General features: G+C 37.1%; 21 protein-coding genes, 1 pseudogene and 1 other annotated feature. All 22 genes and pseudogenes read left to right on the top strand.

Translation table 11 applies throughout. The features are described 5' to 3' along the window. Positions 1-13: 13 nt before the first annotated feature. Positions 14-1,072: pseudogene (locus MKX96_RS13815) on the top strand (FtsW/RodA/SpoVE family cell cycle protein); the annotation flags it as partial. 1 nt (position 1,073) lies between these two features. Then, entirely contained in the window at positions 1,074-1,871 is a 798-nt protein-coding gene (locus MKX96_RS13810) for a cell division protein FtsQ/DivIB (protein WP_169358985.1), read from the top strand. After that, on the top strand, positions 1,849-2,568 hold the full coding sequence (locus tag MKX96_RS13805) for a DUF881 domain-containing protein (RefSeq protein WP_340884267.1): 720 nt from the start codon (positions 1,849-1,851) through the stop codon (positions 2,566-2,568). Before MKX96_RS13810 ends, MKX96_RS13805 begins: the two co-directional genes overlap by 23 nt. Positions 2,569-2,592: 24 nt before the next feature. Continuing rightward, positions 2,593-3,312, top strand: coding sequence for a DUF881 domain-containing protein (locus tag MKX96_RS13800; protein WP_340884265.1), 720 nt, complete (start codon positions 2,593-2,595; stop codon positions 3,310-3,312). Between the two features lie 2 nt (positions 3,313-3,314). Then, entirely contained in the window at positions 3,315-3,665 is a 351-nt protein-coding gene (locus MKX96_RS13795; protein WP_169358988.1) for a small basic family protein, read from the top strand. A gap of 99 nt (positions 3,666-3,764) precedes the next feature. After that, on the top strand, positions 3,765-5,057 hold the full coding sequence (ftsA, locus tag MKX96_RS13790; RefSeq protein ID WP_169358989.1) for a cell division protein FtsA: 1,293 nt from the start codon (positions 3,765-3,767) through the stop codon (positions 5,055-5,057). A 41-nt stretch (positions 5,058-5,098) separates the two neighbouring features. Further along, positions 5,099-6,262, top strand: a complete 1,164-nt coding sequence (gene ftsZ, locus MKX96_RS13785) for a cell division protein FtsZ (protein ID WP_169358990.1) — start codon at positions 5,099-5,101, stop codon at positions 6,260-6,262. A 241-nt stretch (positions 6,263-6,503) separates the two neighbouring features. Further along, positions 6,504-7,346, top strand: a complete 843-nt coding sequence (locus tag MKX96_RS13780; protein WP_340884260.1) for a sigma-E processing peptidase SpoIIGA — start codon at positions 6,504-6,506, stop codon at positions 7,344-7,346. Then, positions 7,346-8,053, top strand: a complete 708-nt coding sequence (gene sigE, locus MKX96_RS13775; RefSeq protein ID WP_240949634.1) for an RNA polymerase sporulation sigma factor SigE — start codon at positions 7,346-7,348, stop codon at positions 8,051-8,053. The genes MKX96_RS13780 and sigE overlap by 1 nt, the downstream gene beginning before the upstream one ends. Positions 8,054-8,142: 89 nt before the next feature. Further along, complete coding sequence (gene sigG / locus MKX96_RS13770; protein ID WP_169358992.1) at positions 8,143-8,925, top strand: RNA polymerase sporulation sigma factor SigG; 783 nt, start codon at positions 8,143-8,145, stop codon at positions 8,923-8,925. Positions 8,926-9,005: 80 nt separating this feature from the next. Further along, positions 9,006-9,245 carry a YlmC/YmxH family sporulation protein gene (locus MKX96_RS13765; RefSeq protein ID WP_169358993.1) on the top strand — a complete coding sequence of 80 codons (240 nt, stop codon included), beginning with the start codon at positions 9,006-9,008 and terminating at the stop codon, positions 9,243-9,245. 74 nt (positions 9,246-9,319) lie between these two features. After that, positions 9,320-10,009, top strand: coding sequence for a YggS family pyridoxal phosphate-dependent enzyme (locus MKX96_RS13760; protein WP_340884255.1), 690 nt, complete (start codon positions 9,320-9,322; stop codon positions 10,007-10,009). After that, positions 10,006-10,488 (top strand): cell division protein SepF, encoded by a 483-nt coding sequence (locus MKX96_RS13755; protein ID WP_169358995.1) that lies wholly within the window; start codon positions 10,006-10,008, stop codon positions 10,486-10,488. Before MKX96_RS13760 ends, MKX96_RS13755 begins: the two co-directional genes overlap by 4 nt. Before the next feature lie 16 nt (positions 10,489-10,504). Then, the gene (locus tag MKX96_RS13750) at positions 10,505-10,765 is read left to right on the top strand and encodes a YggT family protein (RefSeq protein WP_340884251.1); all 261 of its coding nucleotides are present in this window, start codon (positions 10,505-10,507) and stop codon (positions 10,763-10,765) included. A 580-nt stretch (positions 10,766-11,345) separates the two neighbouring features. After that, positions 11,346-12,134 (top strand): YlmH family RNA-binding protein, encoded by a 789-nt coding sequence (locus MKX96_RS13745; RefSeq protein WP_169361230.1) that lies wholly within the window; start codon positions 11,346-11,348, stop codon positions 12,132-12,134. Positions 12,135-12,228: 94 nt separating this feature from the next. Continuing rightward, positions 12,229-12,738 carry a DivIVA domain-containing protein gene (locus tag MKX96_RS13740; RefSeq protein ID WP_340884249.1) on the top strand — a complete coding sequence of 170 codons (510 nt, stop codon included), beginning with the start codon at positions 12,229-12,231 and terminating at the stop codon, positions 12,736-12,738. A gap of 52 nt (positions 12,739-12,790) precedes the next feature. After that, positions 12,791-13,008: a binding site (T-box leader), on the top strand. 66 nt (positions 13,009-13,074) lie between these two features. Continuing rightward, positions 13,075-15,837 (top strand): isoleucine--tRNA ligase, encoded by a 2,763-nt coding sequence (gene ileS, locus MKX96_RS13735; RefSeq protein ID WP_340884247.1) that lies wholly within the window; start codon positions 13,075-13,077, stop codon positions 15,835-15,837. 413 nt (positions 15,838-16,250) lie between these two features. Next, complete coding sequence (lspA, locus tag MKX96_RS13730) at positions 16,251-16,727, top strand: signal peptidase II (RefSeq protein ID WP_169361233.1); 477 nt, start codon at positions 16,251-16,253, stop codon at positions 16,725-16,727. After that, positions 16,727-17,653: an RluA family pseudouridine synthase gene (locus MKX96_RS13725; protein WP_298470650.1), complete on the top strand. Its 927-nt coding sequence runs from the start codon at positions 16,727-16,729 to the stop codon at positions 17,651-17,653. The genes lspA and MKX96_RS13725 overlap by 1 nt, the downstream gene beginning before the upstream one ends. 199 nt (positions 17,654-17,852) lie before the next feature. Beyond that, complete coding sequence (gene pyrR / locus MKX96_RS13720) at positions 17,853-18,392, top strand: bifunctional pyr operon transcriptional regulator/uracil phosphoribosyltransferase PyrR (RefSeq protein ID WP_169361235.1); 540 nt, start codon at positions 17,853-17,855, stop codon at positions 18,390-18,392. 22 nt (positions 18,393-18,414) lie between these two features. Further along, entirely contained in the window at positions 18,415-19,737 is a 1,323-nt protein-coding gene (locus MKX96_RS13715) for a uracil-xanthine permease family protein (RefSeq protein WP_340884242.1), read from the top strand. 145 nt (positions 19,738-19,882) lie between these two features. After that, positions 19,883-20,761 (top strand): aspartate carbamoyltransferase catalytic subunit, encoded by an 879-nt coding sequence (locus MKX96_RS13710; protein ID WP_340884240.1) that lies wholly within the window; start codon positions 19,883-19,885, stop codon positions 20,759-20,761.

The raw sequence follows: 20,761 nt of genomic DNA, 5'->3' as shown, positions 1-20,761 counted from the left end.
ATTCTTATCGTCTGTATTATTTTTATCAATTATTGGGATTTTGTTTGTGCATTCAGCCGGATCGTATTGGAGCGAGGTTCATTATCAAGGGCAAACGCCCTTCGCTTTGAAACAGAGCTTGTATTTAATAGTTGGGGTGGCAGGAGCATTTTTTATACAAAATAAATCATTTCTCCGCCTTCCCACATTTTGGCACGTTTTATATATCATATCGGTGGTATTGCTTATAGGGGTATTGATTCCTGGTATCGGTGTCGTACGGAATGGTTCACAGAGTTGGATATCTCTTGGTTTTACCAACTTTCAGCCTGCAGAGCTGTCTAAAATTGCTGTATTAGGCGTGTTGGCTTTAGCTTTGGCAAAGGAACCAAAAAACAAAGGTAAACTATATATGCGTAGCGCACTTCTACTCTTGCTGCCAATAGGGTTAATAATGGTTCAACCAGATTTTGGATCTGCTTTTGTATTAGTTGTAGCAGTATTTATGCTGTTATTTGCTGCAGGACTTCCTTTAAAGTTTTTTTTCGCCATTGGATTATCTGGGGTAATAGGTTTAGCAGCACTAATCATTTCTGCTCCGTATAGGTTAGTTAGGATCCAAGCTTTCTTGGACCCTTGGAAAGACCCTTTAGGTTCTGGATTCCAAGCAATTCAATCACTATTAGCCATTGGTCCAGCTGGTCTATTCGGTTTCGGCTATGGAAATAGTCGCCAAAAGTTTTTATATTTGCCAGAGCCACAGAATGATTTTATCTTCTCCATTTTATTGGAGGAAACGGGATTTATCGGTGGGATAGTTGTAATTTCTGCCTTTGTTGTTTTTTTCACTACTAGCTATATGATGGCTTCCCGTGCGAAGACAAGAGAGGCCCAATTAATGATAGTAGCCTTAACCTCCTTACTTGTTGTACAAACGTTTTTAAATATGGGAGTGGTAACTGGCTTGTTACCTGTCACAGGGGTAACCTTACCATTTATCAGCTATGGCGGGTCATCCTTAGTAATGACCTGGGGGATTATCGGAATCATTTTAAACTTGGCTAATACATCTAGTACAGAAGGGAGGCGGTAGAATGGAAAAAGTCATCGATATCGAAGATCGAATACCTACCTTAAAAGAAAAAAGAAGACGTAGAACAAACAAAAAATTTTCCATTCTACTTTTTCTCTTTGTCTTTACTCTATTGGTCTTGCTTTATTTTCAATCGTCTTATAGTCAGGTACAAAAAATAGAGCTAGATGGGGCTAAGCTTTTCTCCGTGAATCATTACATTGAACAAAGTGGTCTAAAAATTGGAGATTCCATGTGGAGCTTTAAGGAAAAAGACATAGAAAATTCATTGGAGAAAAGCGATTGGGTAGAATCAGTTCAAGTTAAAAGAAAATGGCTATCCAGTGTTCATATCGAAGTTAAAGAATTTAAACAGGTTGGATATGTAGAAAAGGAAAATGCACTTCAAATAATTTTGGAAAATGGTAAGACCATAATTCCAGAAGATGAGATTGTGCCTGTCGAAGGGCCAATCATCGCAGATTTTGAAGATGAAAAAATTCGATTGCGTCTTATAAAAGAACTTAAAAAGTTGAATAGTGAAGTGTTATTAACTATCTCTCAAATAAACTACGTCCCTACAGAGAATGATATATACTCCATTCAAGTTTTTATGAATGATGGTAATGAGGTACAAGCTCTAATCCCGTCATTTTCAAGTAAAATGAATTATTATCCGTCGATTATTTCACAAATAAACCCAGATCAAAAAGGGGTAATCGATATGGAGGTAGGGTCATATTTTGAACCCTATCAAAAGGTTTTAAATGAAACTGAGGGTGAGGAGGCCATTGAGGATGAAGAAGAGGAGTCGTCTTAATGTTCCTTTTCGTGGACGTATTCTTATCTCGCTGGTTAGTTTAGTATTAGGGTTCATTTTAGCTTATTCCTATAGCATGGCATCTGCAGATAAAGAAATAGAGGGTAGTAATAGCTATTCGTTGGAAATACAAAAGTACAGAGAGCAGCTAATAGAACAAAAGGAAATGAATAAGGAATTAACAGAAGAGATAAATAAAAAACAACAGGCTATTAGAGTTTTTGAAAAGTCATTTGTGGATAGCGAAGAAAGTGTTGAAGAGTTAGTAAAGGAAGCCGAAATGCTTCGGTTACTAATGGGAGACATTCCATCTGAGGGGAAGGGCATTTCAATAGCTTTGCAGGATGGTGAGTATAATCCTTCTCAGGAAAACCCGAATGATTACATTGTTCACGAAAGTCATGTATTTAAAGTGATAAATGAGCTAAAAATATCTGGAGCAGAAGCAATTACTATTAATGGACAAAGGCTTCATGCCCAATCTTACATATCGTGTACTGGCCCAGTGATAACAGTCGATGGACGAGCTTTTCCCGCGCCTTTCACAGTTGAAGCCGTAGGTGATCCAAAGGTATTACTAGCATCGGTTAACTTAGGTGGCGGTATTGTAGATCAGCTAACAAACGATAATATCGTAGTCACCGTTGAAGAAAAGAGTAACATTATGATGCCTGCCTTGCGTAGTGACCAAAATTAACAAAGGCAAAGGAGGGCCGAATACATGAAAAAAACCGTCTATATTCGGTTTACTATAATTTTGTTGATCGTTGGTTTCATGATTGCCATTCAATACAATACAGTAAAACAACCAGAAACTCGCGATACGCGTGATGTATGGGAGATTCGCCAAGAGCTTGCCACGGAAACACAGCTACATTCTGAATTGTTGTCGGAAGTACGCCTGTTAGAGGAGACAGTTGGCAAGTATGACAATATGGTCAATGAAAGTCCTGAAATAGCTTTAAATGAAACCGTTAAACAATTAAAACAGGATATTGGAATTGCGGATTTTAAAGGTCCAGGACTAACCATAACAATTGAACCCTCTATAGAGAGTATGATGGTGGGGGAGCAAATAGAAGAAATATCTCCTGATTTATTAATTCGATTAATCAATGAGATTAATCGCTTTAAAGCGGAGGCAGTAGAAGTGGATGGCAAACGGATTGTATATTCCTCTGCTATACGTGATGTAAACGGAAGGACTACGGTTAATAACCTGACAATAAAAAAGGCCCCCTTCACTATTAAAATTGGCACATTAACACTAGAAGACGCTAAGAAAATGTATAACCAGCTACAAGCATCTCCTATTGGAGATAATTTCTACATTGATAATCTAAGACTAACTATAGGTGAACCGGAAGATGAGGTTACAATACAGGCCTTTGATCAATCAGTAAATATGGAATTTTTACAAGAAGTGCCAGGGGGAGAATAGTTATGTGGTTGCCGTTTTTAGGATTAATACTTGGAATATCACTTGGCTTAATGACTGATATTCAAATTCCAGAGGTTTATGAAAGCTATTTATCCATTGCTGTTTTAGCTGCATTAGATACTTTGTTTGGAGGAATTAGGGCACAACTTCAACAAGTTTATGATGATAAAGTATTCGTTTCCGGTTTCTTCTTTAATATTGCTTTAGCTGCTGGTCTCGCCTTTCTGGGGGTCCATTTAGGGGTAGATTTATATCTAGCAGCCATCTTTGCTTTCGGTGTTCGACTTTTTCAAAATATAGCTGTGATTCGTCGAATAATATTAACAAAATGGCCTGAGAGAACAAAAAGATAATGTTTTGTGCTATAATTTACTATTTCTTTAGAAAATTTTAGACTTTATAGGTTTTTTACAATAGAATAATAAATAAAGAGTTATTAGGAGGTGCCACGGGTGAATCAATCAGAAATGTACGTATCATTAGATATTGGGTCGTCTTCCATTAAAGTATTAATAGGTGAAATGAGTGATGACTCGCTGCATGTAATAGGAGTAGGAAATGTTAAATCAAACGGTATTAGAAAAGGCACCATTGTTGATATAGATGCAACTGTTCAATCGATCAAAAAAGCCGTTGGTGAGGCTGAAAGAATGATAGGAATGTCTATACATGAAATAGTGTTAGGTATACCCGCTAATTTAGCGAATATACAAAACGTTAAAGGTGTTGTCGCTGTCAATCGAGAGGATAGAGAAATAACAGACGCAGATTTGGACCGTGTTTTAGAGTCTGCTCAAGTAATGTCTATTCCTCCTGAAAGAGAGCTAATTAACATTGCTCCCAAACAATTCATCGTGGATCATTTAGAAGAGATTAAAGATCCTCGAGGCATGATTGGAACTCGTCTAGAATTAGATGGTTTAATGATGACGACATCCAAAACGATTTTACATAACGTGTTACGATGTGTGGAAAGAGCAGGCCTTCAAATTAGAGAAATATATTTGCAACCATTGGCGGCAGGACATTTTGCCTTAACTGAGGATGAAAAAAATCATGGTACTGCCTATATAGACATTGGTGGAGGCTCTACAACCATTGCAATATTCAGAGAAGGTCATTTAGTCAATACTGCTGTTATTCCTGTAGGTGGAGATCATATAACTAAAGATTTATCTATCGTTTTAAAAACCCCTACAGAACAAGCGGAAATGATAAAATTAAAATATGGACATGCCTTTTACGATGACGCCTCAGATGATGAGTTATTCGAAGTACCAGTAATTGGTGCTGATATGAAAGAGCAATATTCTCAACGATATATAGCAGAGATTATTGGGGTACGTCTAGAAGAACTATTTGAGTTAATTCTAGAGGAATTTTACCGAATGGGATTACAAGATCTCCCAGGTGGAGTAGTAATTACAGGTGGAGTTGCTAAACTTGAGGGTATCGGACAATTGGCGAGACATATATTACAATCGCGTGTTCGACTGTACACACCAGATTATATCGGCGTTAGAGAACCACAATATACAACAGCTGTTGGCCTTATAAGATATGCCTATAAAGAAGATCTTTTCTATGGTAAAATTGGCAATAGCCATGCATTATCTCAAATGGCACACAATGAAGTAGTAGCAAGCACTAAAAAACAAAAACAACCACAAAAAAATTCAAACAATGAAAACAAAGAGAGTGCAATGAGTAAGGCGAAGAAACTTTTTGACAAGTTCTTTGAATGAGAAAACTTTATCATAGTTGAAAGAATATAGGAGGCAATAGCATGTTAGAATTTGAAACAAACGAAGATCAATTAGCAATTATTAAAGTTATTGGAGTCGGTGGCGGCGGAAATAACGCAGTAAATCGTATGATTGAACATGGTGTCCAAGGGGTAGACTTTATCGCTGTAAATACAGATGCACAAGCCCTTAACATGTCAAAAGCTGAAGTAAAACTTCAAATTGGTGGTAAACTAACTCGCGGTTTAGGAGCAGGAGCTAACCCAGAGGTAGGTAAAAAAGCAGCGGAAGAAAGTAAAGAGTTAATAGAAGAAGCACTAAGAGGTGCAGACATGGTTTTCGTAACAGCGGGAATGGGTGGCGGAACTGGTACAGGAGCAGCTCCTGTAATAGCTCAAATCGCTCGTGACTTAGGTGCTTTGACTGTCGGAGTAGTAACACGTCCATTTACATTTGAAGGCCGCAAGCGCTCTACACAGGCTGTAGGCGGGATTGGCATGATGAAGGAAGCCGTTGATACACTAATTGTCATTCCTAATGATCGCCTATTGGAGATTGTAGACAAAAATACTCCAATGCTAGAAGCATTTAGAGAAGCTGATAACGTTCTTCGTCAAGGTGTTCAAGGTATCTCAGATTTAATCGCAGTTCCTGGTCTTATTAACTTAGACTTTGCCGATGTTAAGACAATTATGTCTAACAAAGGAGCAGCACTAATGGGGATTGGTATTTCTGCAGGAGAAAATCGAGCAGCAGAAGCAGCTAAAAAGGCTATTTCTAGTCCGTTACTTGAAACTTCTATTGATGGAGCGACAGGTGTATTAATGAATATCACTGGCGGCTCAAATCTTTCCTTATTTGAAGTACAAGAAGCTGCAGACATCGTAGCATCTGCTTCAGATGAAGAAGTTAACATGATCTTTGGTTCGGTTATCAATGATAACTTGAAAGATGAGATTGTAGTAACAGTAATTGCAACCGGTTTTAATGAAGAAGTAATTATGCAAAAACAACCTAGAGGGACAGGCTTTGGAACTGCACGTGCACAGCAAGCAGCTACTACACAGCGTGAAACTAGAAAAGAAGAGCCACAGTCTCAACCGCAGCCTTCTTATCAGCAGGAACGTCCTGCTCCAACTCATAACCACCAAGATGATGCTTTAGATATACCAACATTCTTAAGAAATCGTAATCGCAGAAACTAATAGGTTAATAGATAAAAAGTAATCAGGTTAATAGCGATTGCTCAGGCTATAGACTTTCAAAGAAATTTGAAATGTCTATAGTCTTTTTTTATGGCTATGTTAATGGTTGGGGTGATTTCGAAAAAAACTCATACCATAAATCTTTCTATAATTTTGTCGTTTAAAAAATTTACTTTTGAACGTTCCTTTGACAAATTTCTTATAAATCGGATGTTAAGCTTTTATCAAAAGGAGGAGAGCTATGTACGCAGAAGTTATGATTGCAACAAACACCTTTTTCAACTATACCGTTTTAGCGTTTGCAAACAGAATTGGTTGGATTGAAAACAAAAAAAGATACCTGCTTCTGTCTGCATTTGTTGCGGGATTGATAACCGTCGTTTTTTCTAATCATTTCATTACGCTATTTTTGACTTTCTTTCTCATGATTGGAATAGCGTTTTGGAAAAAAAGGACACAAATCGTCAAAGCCATTTCATTAACATTGCTAGCAAGCATCTTTGCTGGCGGACTACTTACAGCAATTGCCCCAATGTACCATAATGCGAGTAATTCATTCATGATTATCAATTATGCATTAATTGCTACTGGTGGTTTATACCTCCTCACGAAACACGTACTAAGTCTGCATATATCACAATCGGAAAGAGAACTTATTTATCCTTCTAGCATTAAATTATTCAATCAAACAAAGGAACTTACACTATTTATTGATTCTGGGAACGTCTGTACAGAACCACTTTCTAATGATCCTGTACACTTTATAGCAGCAGAAGCTCTTCGCCCCATTCTTCCAGAACTTCTTTATGATGTTATAAATAGCTGGGATAGCTCACATTATAAAGGTTTGGATATGCTTCCAAAAGAGTATGCGAGTAAGGTTCGTCTAATACCAATTGCAACCATTCAAAAGGAAAAGTCATGGGTAATTGGCATTAAATTCGATGAATGGGTCGTAAATGATCAACCTTTACCAAAAGGTTACATCGTACTAACGAGAGGTAAGGACAAATTTCCACACGAGGCAGACGGTATCTTACATAGTTCCTCGTACTATCATTTGAAAAAAAGGAGTGCTAAATAATGATATTAAATATGCTACGTCGATTTTATTATTGGATTCTTTCATTTAGAAGAAAAGGAGTCCATTATATTGGTGGAAGTGAATCATTACCAAAACCATTGACGAGAGATGAGGAACGAGAAATGCTACTAGCTTTTATGGATGGAGATGAGTACGCAAGAGATGTGTTAATCGAAAGAAATTTAAGACTTGTAGTATACATTGCTAGAAGATTCGATCAAACGAATACAAACATAGAAGATTTGATTAGTATTGGATCCATCGGACTTATAAAAGCGGTAGAAACGTTCAATTTAGATAAAGGCATTAAGTTAGCAACCTATGCTTCAAGATGTATTGAAAACGAAATTCTTATGCATTTGAGAAAAACGAACCGCATGAAATCAGAAGTTTCATTTGATGAGCCTTTAAATTCTGATTCAGATGGTAATGAATTACTACTTTCCGATATTCTGGGTACAAGTGAAGACCTAATAATAGAGGATGTCGAAAAAAAGCTAGAACGTCAGCATGTTTTTGAAGCTATAAATTTATTGGGAAATAGAGAAAAATATATTATGCAATGTCGTTTTGGGCTCAACGGACAAGAGGAAATGACTCAAAAAGAGGTAGCTGATCATCTTGGAATTTCCCAATCTTATATCTCAAGATTAGAGAAAAAAATAATTTTAGATTTAAAAGAAGTACTGAATGAACCGATTGCCTAATGGGTGAAATTGGATAGCTATGCTCCGAATAATCTTTTAACCGGCGGATAAACTGACTAAGAACTATTAAAAAGTCCGGAGGAAGATCTATGACGAGAACAAAAGTTGAATTATGCGGCATTGACACATCAAAGCTTCCTTTACTAACCCACGAAGAAATGAAAGCATTATTTATTCGCTTACAAGCTGGCGAAGATTCGGTTAAAGATGAATTGGTAATGGGTAATTTAAGATTAGTTTTAAGTCTAGTACAGCGCTTCGCTTATAGAGGCGAGCAAGCAGATGACTTATTCCAGGTAGGTTGCATAGGGCTTATAAAGTCCATTGAAAATTTTGATTTAAAACATAATGTGCGTTTTTCCACATATGCAGTGCCTATGATCATTGGTGAGATAAAAAGACATTTGCGTGACCACCATTCTGTAAGGGTTTCTAGATCACTAAGAGATATTGCTTATAAGGCTATGAAAGCCAAGGAACAATATATTAACGAACATTTGGAAGAACCGACATTAGAGGATTTGTCTAAAATACTTGAGATACCAGTAGAAGATATATTACTATCGCTAGATGCAATTCAAGATCCTGTCTCTCTTCAAGAACCAATTTTCAGTGATGGAGGAGATGCTATTTATATGATGGATCAATTATGTGATAATGATGTATCAGAAGATCAATGGGTTACTTATTTTACGGTAAAAGAGAGCTTTCAAAACTTAGACTCGCGACAAAAGAAAATATTAACGAAAAGAATATACTTTGGTGCGACACAAACAGAAATAGCTACCGACCTGGGTCTCTCGCAGGCTCAAATCTCAAGACTAGAGAAAAGTGCTTTATCTACTATTCAAAATCAGTTAAATCCTAAATAACAATCCTAAACGCTTTTTCTCGTCAGAAAAAGCGTTTTTTTCTATTTTCATGAATATACTATAAAAAAGGAGGGGAACTGTTGAAGTTTTCAGATGCGCAACAAAAAGAAGTCATTGAGGCTAATTCTGGGCAATTATTGGGCTTTATAGTGGATGCAGAAATAGATAAAGAAACAGGTCATATCATTTCCTTTATTGTAGAAACTAATGGGGCATACCCCACATTTTTCAATAAAAAAAGGGAAACGAAAAAAATTAGCGTACAAAATATAGCTGTTATTGGAAAAGATGTAATAATTGTTGCCAAAAACAGAGAATAGGTACTGTTCTTTATTGATAAAACGCCATTTCATTGATACAATGAACAAAACACTAGATGAAGAGTTGGTTTAAAATGTCAAATGTTCATAATAATTTAATTAATATTCAAAAGCATATTGAAGAAGCCTGTGTACGCTCTAATCGAAATTTTGACGATGTAACACTTATTGCTGTTACAAAGGAAGTTTCAGTAGAACGTACGGAGGAAGTTATTCAAAATGAAATATTGCATCTTGGAGAAAACAGACCTGAAGGACTTAAAAGAAAATTAGAAGCTATTTCAGCTAACGTAAAATGGCACTACATAGGCTCATTGCAAACTAGGAAAGTAAAATCGGTAATCAATGAGATAGATTATCTGCACTCCTTAGATCGTAAAAGCTTGGCCGAGGAAATTGAAAAAAGAGCAGACAATGTTAAAAATTGCTTTGTTCAAGTGAATGTTTCTGAGGAACAATCCAAGCATGGTCTATCTATGGAAGAAGCTGAATTGTTTATTGACACTCTTAAAGATTATTCACATATACGTGTAGTCGGTCTAATGACAATGGCACCGAATACGGAAGATAAGGCTTTAATACGAAAAGTTTTCCGTAGCTTAAAAGAGCTTCAACTAAGAATTGCTGCAAAACAACTTCCACACGCCCCGTGTAAGGAGCTATCCATGGGTATGTCCGGAGATTACGAAATAGCTATTGAAGAGGGAGCTACATTTATACGAATAGGAACAGCATTAGTCGGCAAAGACAAGGAGGATGAATGAGTATGAAGAATTGGGTAAAAAACTTCTTCTATTTAGAAGAGGATGAAGATACTACAACACCTCAGCAACCTAGAACACAAAATCGTGCAGTAGAACCAGAACAAGTACGACAACAGCCAGTAAAATCATCATATCCTAAAGAACGCAAATTTAATGCTGCTCCTAAGGAAACTGCTGCTACGAATCTTGTTAGTATTCAAAATATGCAAAAGTCCTCAAAGGTAATTTTAATTGAACCAAGAGTCTATGCTGAGGCACAAGACATTTCAGAGCATTTAAAGAACAAAAAAGCAGTTATAGTTAATTTACAACGTATTGACAAGGAACAAGGAATTAGAATAATCGACTTTTTAAGTGGAACAGTATATGCTTTAGGTGGAGATATTCAAAGAATAGGAACAGATATATTCTTATGTGCCCCTGATTCGGTAGAAGTAGCGGGCTCAATATCGGATTACTACTACAACGATCTAGATTAATAGAGGAGTTATTATAATGGATTTGATTTTATATTTATTGGCACAATTAGTACAAATTTACTCATTTGCGTTGATTATTTATATCTTTATGTCATGGGTACCTAATGTGAAAGAATCTGCGGTAGGACAATTTTTAGGGAGAATATGTGAGCCCTACTTAGAGCCCTTTCGTAAGATTATCCCACCAATAGGTATGATTGATATTTCACCGATTGTTGCTATATTTGTTCTTAATATAGCTATGAGAGGGATTATATCTCTAGGTCATTACATTTAACCTCACATTTGTGAGGTTTTTTTAAAATATATTATTTATTCTTGCCCCCCTCGGGTTAAACAAAGACAAGCAATTTAACTAAACTAAAAGGCTATGTTAAAGGTTATGGTTGATTTATGATGCAAAGAAATCTTAGATCAGAGAGTAGAATTGATTTGTCGCCCCAGCCGGACGCTTTCCGCGGGGTGAGCGATAAGCCATCACCCAACGCTTGCGCGCGTGGTTGTGATGTCTTATTTGTCTCACTCATCCCACCGGAGTCGCCGTCTGGTGCTCCAATCAATAAATGGTAACAGCTTTAGCATCGATAAACCGCTAATCAATTTACTCGCATAAACAAAGCTGAAAAACTGTCACCAACCCCATTTACATCATCTATTTATGTTCTTAATAGCCATTTGAAAGTTCCTTTTTTAATGTTTATAGTCACTATAAAAAAGAATTGTTGGTCAAAATCAACCAATAACTTTAACAAAGCTAACTAAAAAAAGTTTTTCTGTGCTTTTTCCCATTTGCCTGTCGGGGCAGAGACAGGAGATTGTGCTTTTCTAATTATAAATTTCAGTGAGGTCTTGATTATATGGAACATTTATTACAGCATTTTAGGAAAGAAGAGCAACCTTTTATCGAGCAAACGGTTAGTATGATGAGAGAGGTTGAGGATCGTTATGCGCCAAAGCTAACGGATTTCTTAGACCCGAGACAACAATTTATCGTGGAGTCTATACGTGGGCAATATGAAATAATTGAGTCTAGCTCTGCTGGTGCTTTAGAGGACGCGGAGAGAAAAAGGATACTACTTTATCCCTCATATTTCGAACCGGCGGAATCTGATTATAATATGACCGTAGTGGAAGTAAAGTATCCGCAAAAATTTGTAACATTAAAGCATCAAGATGTACTCGGTTCGATGATGTCCTTAGGGATTGATCGAAGTAAGTTTGGTGATATTCGTGTGGAGGAAGGATCTATTCAGTTTGTAGTTGCTACAGAGGTTCTTGACTACGTTAGAGCAAATTTCGTCAGTATTGGTAAGGTTAAAGTTCATATGGAAGTAGTAGAAGATCCGGCTAACTATTTTAGACAGCAAGAAATATGGACTTCTGAAAATCATACGGTTAGCTCTTTAAGGCTGGATACAGTTATCTCATCTATTTTCAATATTTCTCGGCAAAAGTCTGCTTCTATCATTCAAGGTGGAAAAGTAAAGGTCAATTTCACTGTAAAAGAACAAACATCCCTAGAGTTACAGGAGTTAGATCTAATTTCTGTAAGAGGATTTGGTCGATTAAAGTTATTGATGATTGAAGGAAGAACAAAAAAAGACAAAATTAGACTGCAAATTGGTAGATTAGAGCCAAAAAAGTGATTTCCTTAAATTAAATTTGAAATTTAGATGTTTTCAACCTGCCGGAAATGTATAATAGAGGGAAGAAGATTAGTATGTAAAGGAGATGGATAGGATGCCACTAACACCACTTGATATACATAACAAAGAGTTCAGTAAAGGATTCAGAGGTTATAACGAAGATGAAGTAAACGAATTTCTGGATCAAATCATGAAAGACTTAGAGATACTCATCAAAGAAAAAAAAGAGTTAGAGCTTAAATTGAAGTCATCTAGTGAAAAGGTTGGCCATTTCACCACTATAGAAGAAACCTTACATAAATCCATAGTTGTTGCCCAAGAGGCTGCTGAGGAAGTAAGACGAAACTCTCAAAAAGAAGCAAAGCTTATTGTAAAAGAGGCAGAAAAAAATGCAGACCGTATTGTCAATGAAGCTCTATCTAAAGCTCGGAGAATTGCTTTAGAAATAGAGGAATTGAAGAAACAGTCTAAAGTGTTTAGAAATCGCTTTAAAATGCTAGTAGAGGCTCAATTAGATCTTATTAATACAGACGATTGGAATCATTTGATGGAGTATGATGTAGATTCTACTGCTGTCGACCGTATTTCTGCTACAGAGGATTAAGAGATTTCTTGACTGCTGGCCGTACATTTCCTATAATAATTTCATATCATATATACATGCATTGAAAAAGACGTCTAAAAATGATTTCAGTCAAGCGACTTGGGGATGGTGGAAGCTCAAGCAATGAAGCGTTTTAGAAAATCACTTTGGAGCAAGGACACTGAATTTTTAAGTGTCTTCGGATATGTCCCGTTATGACATACTAAGCGGCGATTACTTTTGGTAATCGCAAGTAGGGTGGTACCGCGAGCATAACTTCTCGTCCCTTTTTGGGATGAGGGGTTTTTTTATTTGTAAATATACCATTACCTGCGAAAAATGAAGGAGGAAGAACAAATGGAGTACAAAGACACATTATTAATGCCAAAAACAGATTTTCCTATGCGAGGAAACCTACCGGTCAAAGAAGTAGATATCCAAGCAAAATGGGAAGAACAGGACATCTACAAGAAGGTTTTAGAAAGAACGAAAGATCGTCCATTTTTCGTCCTGCATGATGGTCCTCCATATGCAAATGGTGATATTCATATTGGGCATGCTTTAAACAAAGTTCTAAAAGATATGATTGTTCGTCACAAATCAATGACTGGCTATCATGCTCCTTATGTGCCAGGCTGGGATACTCACGGGCTTCCAATTGAACAGGCTTTAACAAACAAAGGTGTTAAGCGTAAAGAATTATCATTGGCTGAATTTAGAAAGCTATGTGAGGATTATGCCTATCAACAAATTGACAACCAACGTACTCAGTTTAAACGTTTAGGTGTGCGTGGAGATTGGGAAAATCCTTATGTGACATTAAAGCCTGAATTTGAATCTCGCCAAATCGAGGTATTTGGGGCGATGGCTAAAAAAGGTTACATTTATAAAGGATTAAAGCCTGTTTACTGGTCACCTTCAAGTGAATCAGCGTTAGCAGAGGCTGAAATTGAATATCAAGATAAAAAATCTCCATCCATTTATGTAAGCTTTGCTGTTACAGATGGTAAAGGGGTATTAGAAGAAGGTACAAAGTTTATTATTTGGACGACAACACCATGGACAATTCCAGCCAACCTTGCTATTTCATTGCATCCACGAGTGGAGTATGTCGTTGTGCAAGCAAATGAAAATAAATATGTTGTAGCGAAAGACTTGGTAGAAGCAGTGGCAGCTGAGCTGGGCTGGGAAGAGTATTCTATTGAACGTACAATCCTTGGTCAAGAAATGGACCGTCTAGTTGCTAAACATCCATTGTATGACCGTGATTCTTTAATAATCCTAGGTGAACACGTAACTACTGAATCTGGTACTGGTTGTGTTCATACAGCACCAGGACACGGGGAAGATGACTTTTACGTAGGGAAAGCTTATGGTCTAGATGTGCTTTGTCCAGTAGATGAGCGTGGAGTAATGACAGCGGAAGCACCAGGCTTCGAAGGGTTATTCTATGACACAGCCAACAAAGCGATTACAGAAGCATTAGAAGAAGCAGGAGCATTAGAGAAGCTTACATTCTTTACTCACTCATATCCACATGACTGGCGTACGAAAAAGCCTGTAATCTATCGTGCAACACCACAATGGTTTGCTTCAATTGAGGCTTTTAGAGATGAGCTATTACAATCTATACGTAACACTAAATTTACACCAGCATGGGGCGAAACGCGTTTATATAATATGATTCGTGACCGTGGAGATTGGTGTATATCTCGTCAGCGTGTATGGGGTGTGCCAATTCCAGTGTTTTACGCAGAGGATGGAGAACCGATTTTAACAGAAGAAACAATTGCTCATGTATCAAATCTTTTCCGTGAGCATGGTTCGAATATTTGGTTTGAAAGAGAAGCAAAAGATTTACTTCCTGAAGGATTCACACATCCACATAGTCCAAATGGTATCTTTACAAAAGAGACAGATATTATGGACGTTTGGTTTGACTCAGGGTCTTCCTACCATGGTGTTTTAGAAGAACGTGATGATTTGGTATTCCCAGCAGACTTATATCTAGAAGGTTCTGACCAATATCGAGGATGGTTTAACTCTTCTTTAATCACAAGTACAGCTATGCATGGTCATGCACCATATAAAGGGCTACTAAGTCACGGATTTATTTTAGACGGAAATGGTCGTAAAATGAGTAAATCACTAGGAAATGTAATTGTTCCTGCAAAAGTAATGAACCAGTTAGGTGCTGACATTTTACGACTATGGGTTGCTTCAGTAGACTATACTGCTGACGTTCGAGTTTCAGATGCAATTATTAAGCAAGTGACAGAGGTATATCGTAAAATCCGTAATACACTTCGCTTCTTACATGGGAACATCAGTGATTTCAATCCAGCAAGCAATCGTGTAGCATTTGAAGATTTACGTGAAGTAGATCAATACATGTACATGAAATTACAAGAAGTTATTAAGACTGTTAGAGCAGCTTATGAGCGCTATGATTTTGCGACCGTTTATCACACAGTAAATAACTTCGTATCTGGAGAATTAAGCTCGTTCTATTTAGATATTGCAAAAGATGTTGTATATATTTATGGAGCAGATGACAAAGATCGTCGTGCAATGCAATCCGTAATGTATGATACACTTTCAGCTTTATTGAAACTGTTAACTCCAATTCTTCCACATACAACAGATGAGCTTTGGGCTTATTTGGAGCATGAGAAGGAAGAAAGTGTCCAATTAACTGACATGCCAGATGCTGTTGAATACCCAGCTTTCGAAGCTCTTGCTCCTAAGTGGGAAAAAATCATGGAGCTACGTGATGATGTTCTTAAAGCACTTGAGGAATCTCGTAATGCGAAGACAATTGGTAAATCATTAGAAGCAAAAGTTACGTTATATGTTAGTGATGAATATAAAGTATTGTTCGATACTGATGCAATTGACTTTGCACAACTATTTATCGTATCTAAGTTTGTTCTGGGAGGCTCCCAATCTGAAGCTCCAGAAAACAGTTTAGTGCTTGAGCATTCGTCCGTTGTAATAGAAAAAGCAGATGGTGAAAAATGTGAACGCTGCTGGACTATTGCTGAAACAGTAGGAGAAAGCGAAGCTCATCCGACTTTATGTACTCGTTGTGCAGAAGTTGTAGAAAAACATTACGTATAATAAATTTATAGATGCCCTATATGTAAATTCAAGGGCATTAAAACAACAGTCAAAAAGAATAAAAGCGAGTACGTGAACGATTACAGTTTACGTACTCGCTTTTTTATAATGAGAGTGATTATATAGCGAACCTGTTAATTAGGGCACTTTTTATAGGAGTTAGTATAGTATTTGCATAAACAGCAAAGTATTATATAACATAGAGTTTCCCAGGACGTTAAAGAGAAGCCTAACTTTTCTTTGTATAATCTATAGATGCTCTTTTACGTGAGATAGGTTTCTATGGTAAACTATTGTAGATTGTTTAATATTATTCAGCAAAAATCTTTTTAATAATTATTAGTTGGATGTAATATTCATTACTACAGACGAGAGAGGTCGTTAAGGCTTATTTGATTATCGGGGGAATTAATGTGTGGAAATTTTATGGACTAGCAGTATTTGTTATTGCCTTAGATCAATGGACAAAATGGCTTGTTGTTAAAAATATGACGCTTGGTGAGCAAATTATGATTTGGGACCCTTACTTTGCACTGCTTTCACATCGTAACCGTGGTGCCGCTTGGGGTATGCTCCAAGGACAAATAGGATTTTTTGCGGTAGTTACTATAATTGTAATCGCTGCAATTATTTATTACTTCCATAAGGAAGCAAAAGGGAAACCTGTTTTTCAAGTAGGATTAATGCTTTTACTAGGTGGAGCAATTGGTAACTTTATAGATCGACTTTGGAAAGGCGAAGTAGTTGATTTTGTAGATGTGCTCATTCCAATTGTTAACTATGATTTTCCGATTTTTAATATTGCAGATGCTGCCCTGACTATAGGAGTTGTAGTAGTAATTATCTTTATACTACAAGAAGAACGAGCTGAAAAGAAAAAGGTGAAATAATGGAAGAATTAACGTTTATTATTGAAAAGGAACAAGAAAAAGAGAGAATTGATAAAGCAATTGCTTCTTTTGATACAGACTGGTCTCGTACACAAATTCAAAATTTTATAAAAGATGGTAGTGTATTAGTTAATAACGAGCCTGCCAAAACAAGCTACAAGGTAAAAGAAGGCGATGTTATCATTGTCACACCTCCTGAAGTAGTTGAGCTAGACATAGTGGCAGAAAACTTAAACCTTGAAATCGTTTATGAGGACGAGGATGTATTAGTAGTGTATAAGCCAAGAGGTATGGTAGTTCATCCGGCTCCCGGACATCTTAGCGGTACGCTTGTTAATGGTCTTATGCATCAAATTAAGGACCTTTCTGGTATTAACGGAGTACTACGTCCGGGAATTGTCCACCGTATTGACAAGGATACGACAGGTCTTCTAATGGTAGCTAAAAACGACGTTGCCCATGTTTCTTTAGTAGACCAACTTGTAAAGAAAACTGTTACTCGTAAATATACAGCACTTGTTCATGGCCACATAGCTCATGACAAAGGAACAATTGATGCACCGATTGGCCGAGACAAAAAAGAACGTCAAAACATGGCAGTCGTTGATAATGGTAAGCATGCTGTAACTCATTTCCGTGTATTAGAACGCTTTAACAAATATACTTTAGTGGAATGTCAGTTAGAAACTGGTAGAACACACCAAATCCGTGTTCATATGAAGTATATTGGTTATCCTTTAGCTGGAGATCCAAAATATGGTCCAAAGAAAACACTAAACTTTAATGGACAGGTTTTACATGCGGGAGTTCTTGGTTTTATACAGCCTAGAACTGGGGAATACTTAGAATTCTCATACCCACTACCAGAGGATTTCACGGATTTATTGCAAGATTTAAGAAAAACAGCATTGCCAAAAGAAGAATAGTCAGATATACTGATTACAATAAATTGAATAGTTTCACCTTTAATAACAGTCCAGAGAGGCTGAGAAGGTACATGTGAAAGTGACTCACTATTATTCTGCGGATTAATAGGATCACTATATTTTAAACGCGCACATACAACCTCTTGGGCTCTTCTAGCTCAAGAGGTTTTTTACATTTCCGAATAGGAGGAGATAATTTATGGAAGAAAAAGCAAGTATTCTGGATGAACAAGCCATTAACAGGGCACTTACTCGAATTGCACATGAAATAATTGAACGGAACAAAGGAATTGAAGAATGTATATTAGTAGGCATAAAAACTAGAGGTACATATCTAGCACAAAGACTGGCTGAGAGAATCGAAAAAATTGAAGGCAAACCAATCAAAACGGGTGAATTGGATATTACATTATATCGAGACGATTTATCAATCAAAAGCGCTTCTAATGAGCCTTTAGTACAGCAAGTAGATATTTCTCATGATGTAACGAACAAAAAAGTAATTTTAGTAGATGATGTGCTATTTACAGGAAGAACAGTTCGAGCGGCAATGGACGCAGTAATGGATATAGGTCGACCCTCTCAAATACAGCTGGCTGTTTTGATCGATAGAGGACATAGAGAGCTACCAATTCGAGCGGATTACGTTGGCAAGAACATTCCTACCTCTAGCAGTGAAAAAATAGTAGTTAAAGTTACAGAGACAGACAAAATAGATGCTGTAACAATCTTTGAATAAACCAAAAAAGGTGGCGACTTAAATGTCAAAGGCAATATTAGATGTAAATGACAAGCCTACAGGTGGACAGCTGATTACTTTAAGCTTTCAGCACATGTTTGCAATGTTTGGCTCAACAATATTAGTACCTCAGCTTGTAGGGTTAAGTCCCGCTATCGCATTGCTAACCAGTGGTATAGCAACTATCATTTTTTTAATGATAACCAGATTTCAAGTACCAGCGTATCTTGGTTCCTCCTTTGCTTTTATAGCGCCTATACTAGTTGCTTCAAATGGATTAAATGAATCAACAGGTAAAGCTATAGACCCGGGAAATGCCATGATTGGAGCAGTATTCGTCGGTTTGGTATATGGTGTAGTGTCACTGATCATTTGGAAGAGTGGCTATAAGTGGATTATGAAGCTATTACCACCAATCGTTGTTGGTCCGGTAATTATGGTTATTGGTCTTGGATTAGCAGGAGTAGCAGTGGACATGGCCATGAATATTACAAATGTAGAAACTGGTTTAAAAGAATATAGCTTTTTACATTTTTCAGCTGCGCTAGTGACATTATTTACAGCAATCATTTGTACAATCTTTTTTAAAAATATTATTAGTACAATGCCAATTTTAATAGGCTTGGTAGTTGGATATCTCTACTCTATCCTCATTGGTATTGTAGATTTTACACCGGTTAAAGAGGCTAGCTTGCTAGCGTTACCTGATTTCTTAATACCAGGTGTTCATTATGACTTTGAAGTTACTTCTAGAATCTTGCTCATTATGGTACCAATTGTCATTGTTACTATTTCGGAACATATTGGCCACCAATTAGTATTAGGGAAGGTAGTTAATAGAGACTACATTAAAGAACCAGGTTTACATCGATCACTTCTAGGGGATGGTCTTGGAACATTTGCTAGTGCCTTAATCGGCGGACCTCCAAAGACAACCTATGGTGAAAATATTGGAGTATTGGCAATTACTCGCGTATATAGTGTTTATGTAATAATGGGAGCAGCTGTGATCGCCATATTACTTTCTTTCTTTGGTAAAGGCATGGCTCTAATTACAACGATACCTACTGCAGTACTCGGTGGAGTATCTATCCTTCTTTTCGGAATTATCGCTTCTAGCGGATTGCGAATGCTAGTAGAAGCAAATATTGATTTTGGGAATAGCCGAAATCTAGTCATTGCATCGGTAATCCTTGTAATTGGTATAGGTGGAGCTAAATTTATAGTTACAGAGGCTTTGAGTGTGGAAGGTATGGCACTAGCAGCAATCGTTGGTGTAGTTTTAAACTGGATACTACCAGGTAAAAAAGAAGCACAAGCATCAGGTAACGAGACAAAAGAATAATAACCTTTTAAAAAGTTGAACAGAGAGTCAACGAAGGGTTCAGATTGAAAAGAGAATTTTAGTAAAAAATCTCTTCTTTGATCATGCTTTAACGAACCCTCTTGAGCTTTTTCAAGAGGTTTTTTTTATAGAAAGGCGGATATTCATGAAAAATTTAGTCTCAATGAAGGAATTATCTGTAGAACAAATAATTGCAATATTAGAACAAGCCGAAGCATTCCGAACAGGCGCAGCCTCTACTTTAATAAGTAAATATACAATGGCAAACCTCTTTTTTGAGCCGAGCACTAGAACTAAGATGAGCTTTGAAATGGCAGAAAGAAGGCTCCCAATAGATGTGCTACCGTTTGAAGCTGGATTTTCAAGCACGTTAAAAGGTGAAACATTATATGACACAGTAAAGGTACTGGAAGCTATAGGACTTGATGCACTAGTTATAAGACATGAGCAAAACAACTATTTTGAAGAGCTGATAGGTAATGTAAAGCCTGCAATCATTAACGGCGGAGATGGCACTGGAAATCATCCCACTCAAAGTCTGTTAGATATTTTTACGATCTGGCAGGAGTTTGGTACTTTAGAGGATAAAATTGTCACGATAGTAGGGGACATAGTGCATAGCAGGGTGGCAAGGTCTAATGCTCAAGCTCTTACTAGACTAGGAGCTACCGTTCAATTTGTCTGTCCTCCTGAATGGCAAGGAGAATTTGAAACTATTAATAGTTTTGAGGAAGCGATAGAAACAAGTGATGTATTAATGATGCTTCGCGTACAACATGAACGTCACGATGGTTTGGCTTCTTTTTCAAAGGAAGCGTACAACAAGTCTTATGGCCTTACAGTAGATCGGGAACGAAGGATGAAAGATGGAGCAATCATTATGCACCCTGCCCCTTTTAACCGTGACGTGGAAATAGCTAGTGAATTAGTAGAGTGTGAACGTTCTAGAATTTTTAAGCAAATGGAAAATGGTGTTTATATCCGAATGGCTGTTATCGAGATGATCTTAAAAGGGAGAGAATAA

It is taken from the genome of Psychrobacillus sp. FSL W7-1493, assembly GCF_038004905.1.
In the GTDB taxonomy this organism is placed as follows: Bacteria; Bacillota; Bacilli; order Bacillales_A; family Planococcaceae; genus Psychrobacillus.
The sequence above is the reverse complement of the archived record's forward strand: the minus strand, read 5'-3'. Positions and strand labels throughout refer to the sequence as shown.

Coding starts and splice junctions, on each gene's coding strand:
- MKX96_RS13745 (WP_169361230.1), top strand. CDS start 11,346: ATGGAACATTTATTACAGCATTTTAGGAAAGAAGAGCAACCTTTTATC.
- MKX96_RS13800 (WP_340884265.1), top strand. CDS start 2,593: ATGAAAAAAACCGTCTATATTCGGTTTACTATAATTTTGTTGATCGTT.
- ileS (WP_340884247.1), top strand. CDS start 13,075: ATGGAGTACAAAGACACATTATTAATGCCAAAAACAGATTTTCCTATG.
- MKX96_RS13810 (WP_169358985.1), top strand. CDS start 1,074: ATGGAAAAAGTCATCGATATCGAAGATCGAATACCTACCTTAAAAGAA.
- sigE (WP_240949634.1), top strand. CDS start 7,346: ATGATATTAAATATGCTACGTCGATTTTATTATTGGATTCTTTCATTT.
- MKX96_RS13750 (WP_340884251.1), top strand. CDS start 10,505: ATGGATTTGATTTTATATTTATTGGCACAATTAGTACAAATTTACTCA.
- ftsZ (WP_169358990.1), top strand. CDS start 5,099: ATGTTAGAATTTGAAACAAACGAAGATCAATTAGCAATTATTAAAGTT.
- sigG (WP_169358992.1), top strand. CDS start 8,143: ATGACGAGAACAAAAGTTGAATTATGCGGCATTGACACATCAAAGCTT.
- MKX96_RS13760 (WP_340884255.1), top strand. CDS start 9,320: ATGTCAAATGTTCATAATAATTTAATTAATATTCAAAAGCATATTGAA.
- MKX96_RS13755 (WP_169358995.1), top strand. CDS start 10,006: ATGAGTATGAAGAATTGGGTAAAAAACTTCTTCTATTTAGAAGAGGAT.
- MKX96_RS13710 (WP_340884240.1), top strand. CDS start 19,883: ATGAAAAATTTAGTCTCAATGAAGGAATTATCTGTAGAACAAATAATT.
- MKX96_RS13715 (WP_340884242.1), top strand. CDS start 18,415: ATGTCAAAGGCAATATTAGATGTAAATGACAAGCCTACAGGTGGACAG.
- MKX96_RS13780 (WP_340884260.1), top strand. CDS start 6,504: ATGTACGCAGAAGTTATGATTGCAACAAACACCTTTTTCAACTATACC.
- MKX96_RS13805 (WP_340884267.1), top strand. CDS start 1,849: ATGAAGAAGAGGAGTCGTCTTAATGTTCCTTTTCGTGGACGTATTCTT.
- MKX96_RS13740 (WP_340884249.1), top strand. CDS start 12,229: ATGCCACTAACACCACTTGATATACATAACAAAGAGTTCAGTAAAGGA.
- MKX96_RS13725 (WP_298470650.1), top strand. CDS start 16,727: ATGGAAGAATTAACGTTTATTATTGAAAAGGAACAAGAAAAAGAGAGA.
- pyrR (WP_169361235.1), top strand. CDS start 17,853: ATGGAAGAAAAAGCAAGTATTCTGGATGAACAAGCCATTAACAGGGCA.
- MKX96_RS13795 (WP_169358988.1), top strand. CDS start 3,315: ATGTGGTTGCCGTTTTTAGGATTAATACTTGGAATATCACTTGGCTTA.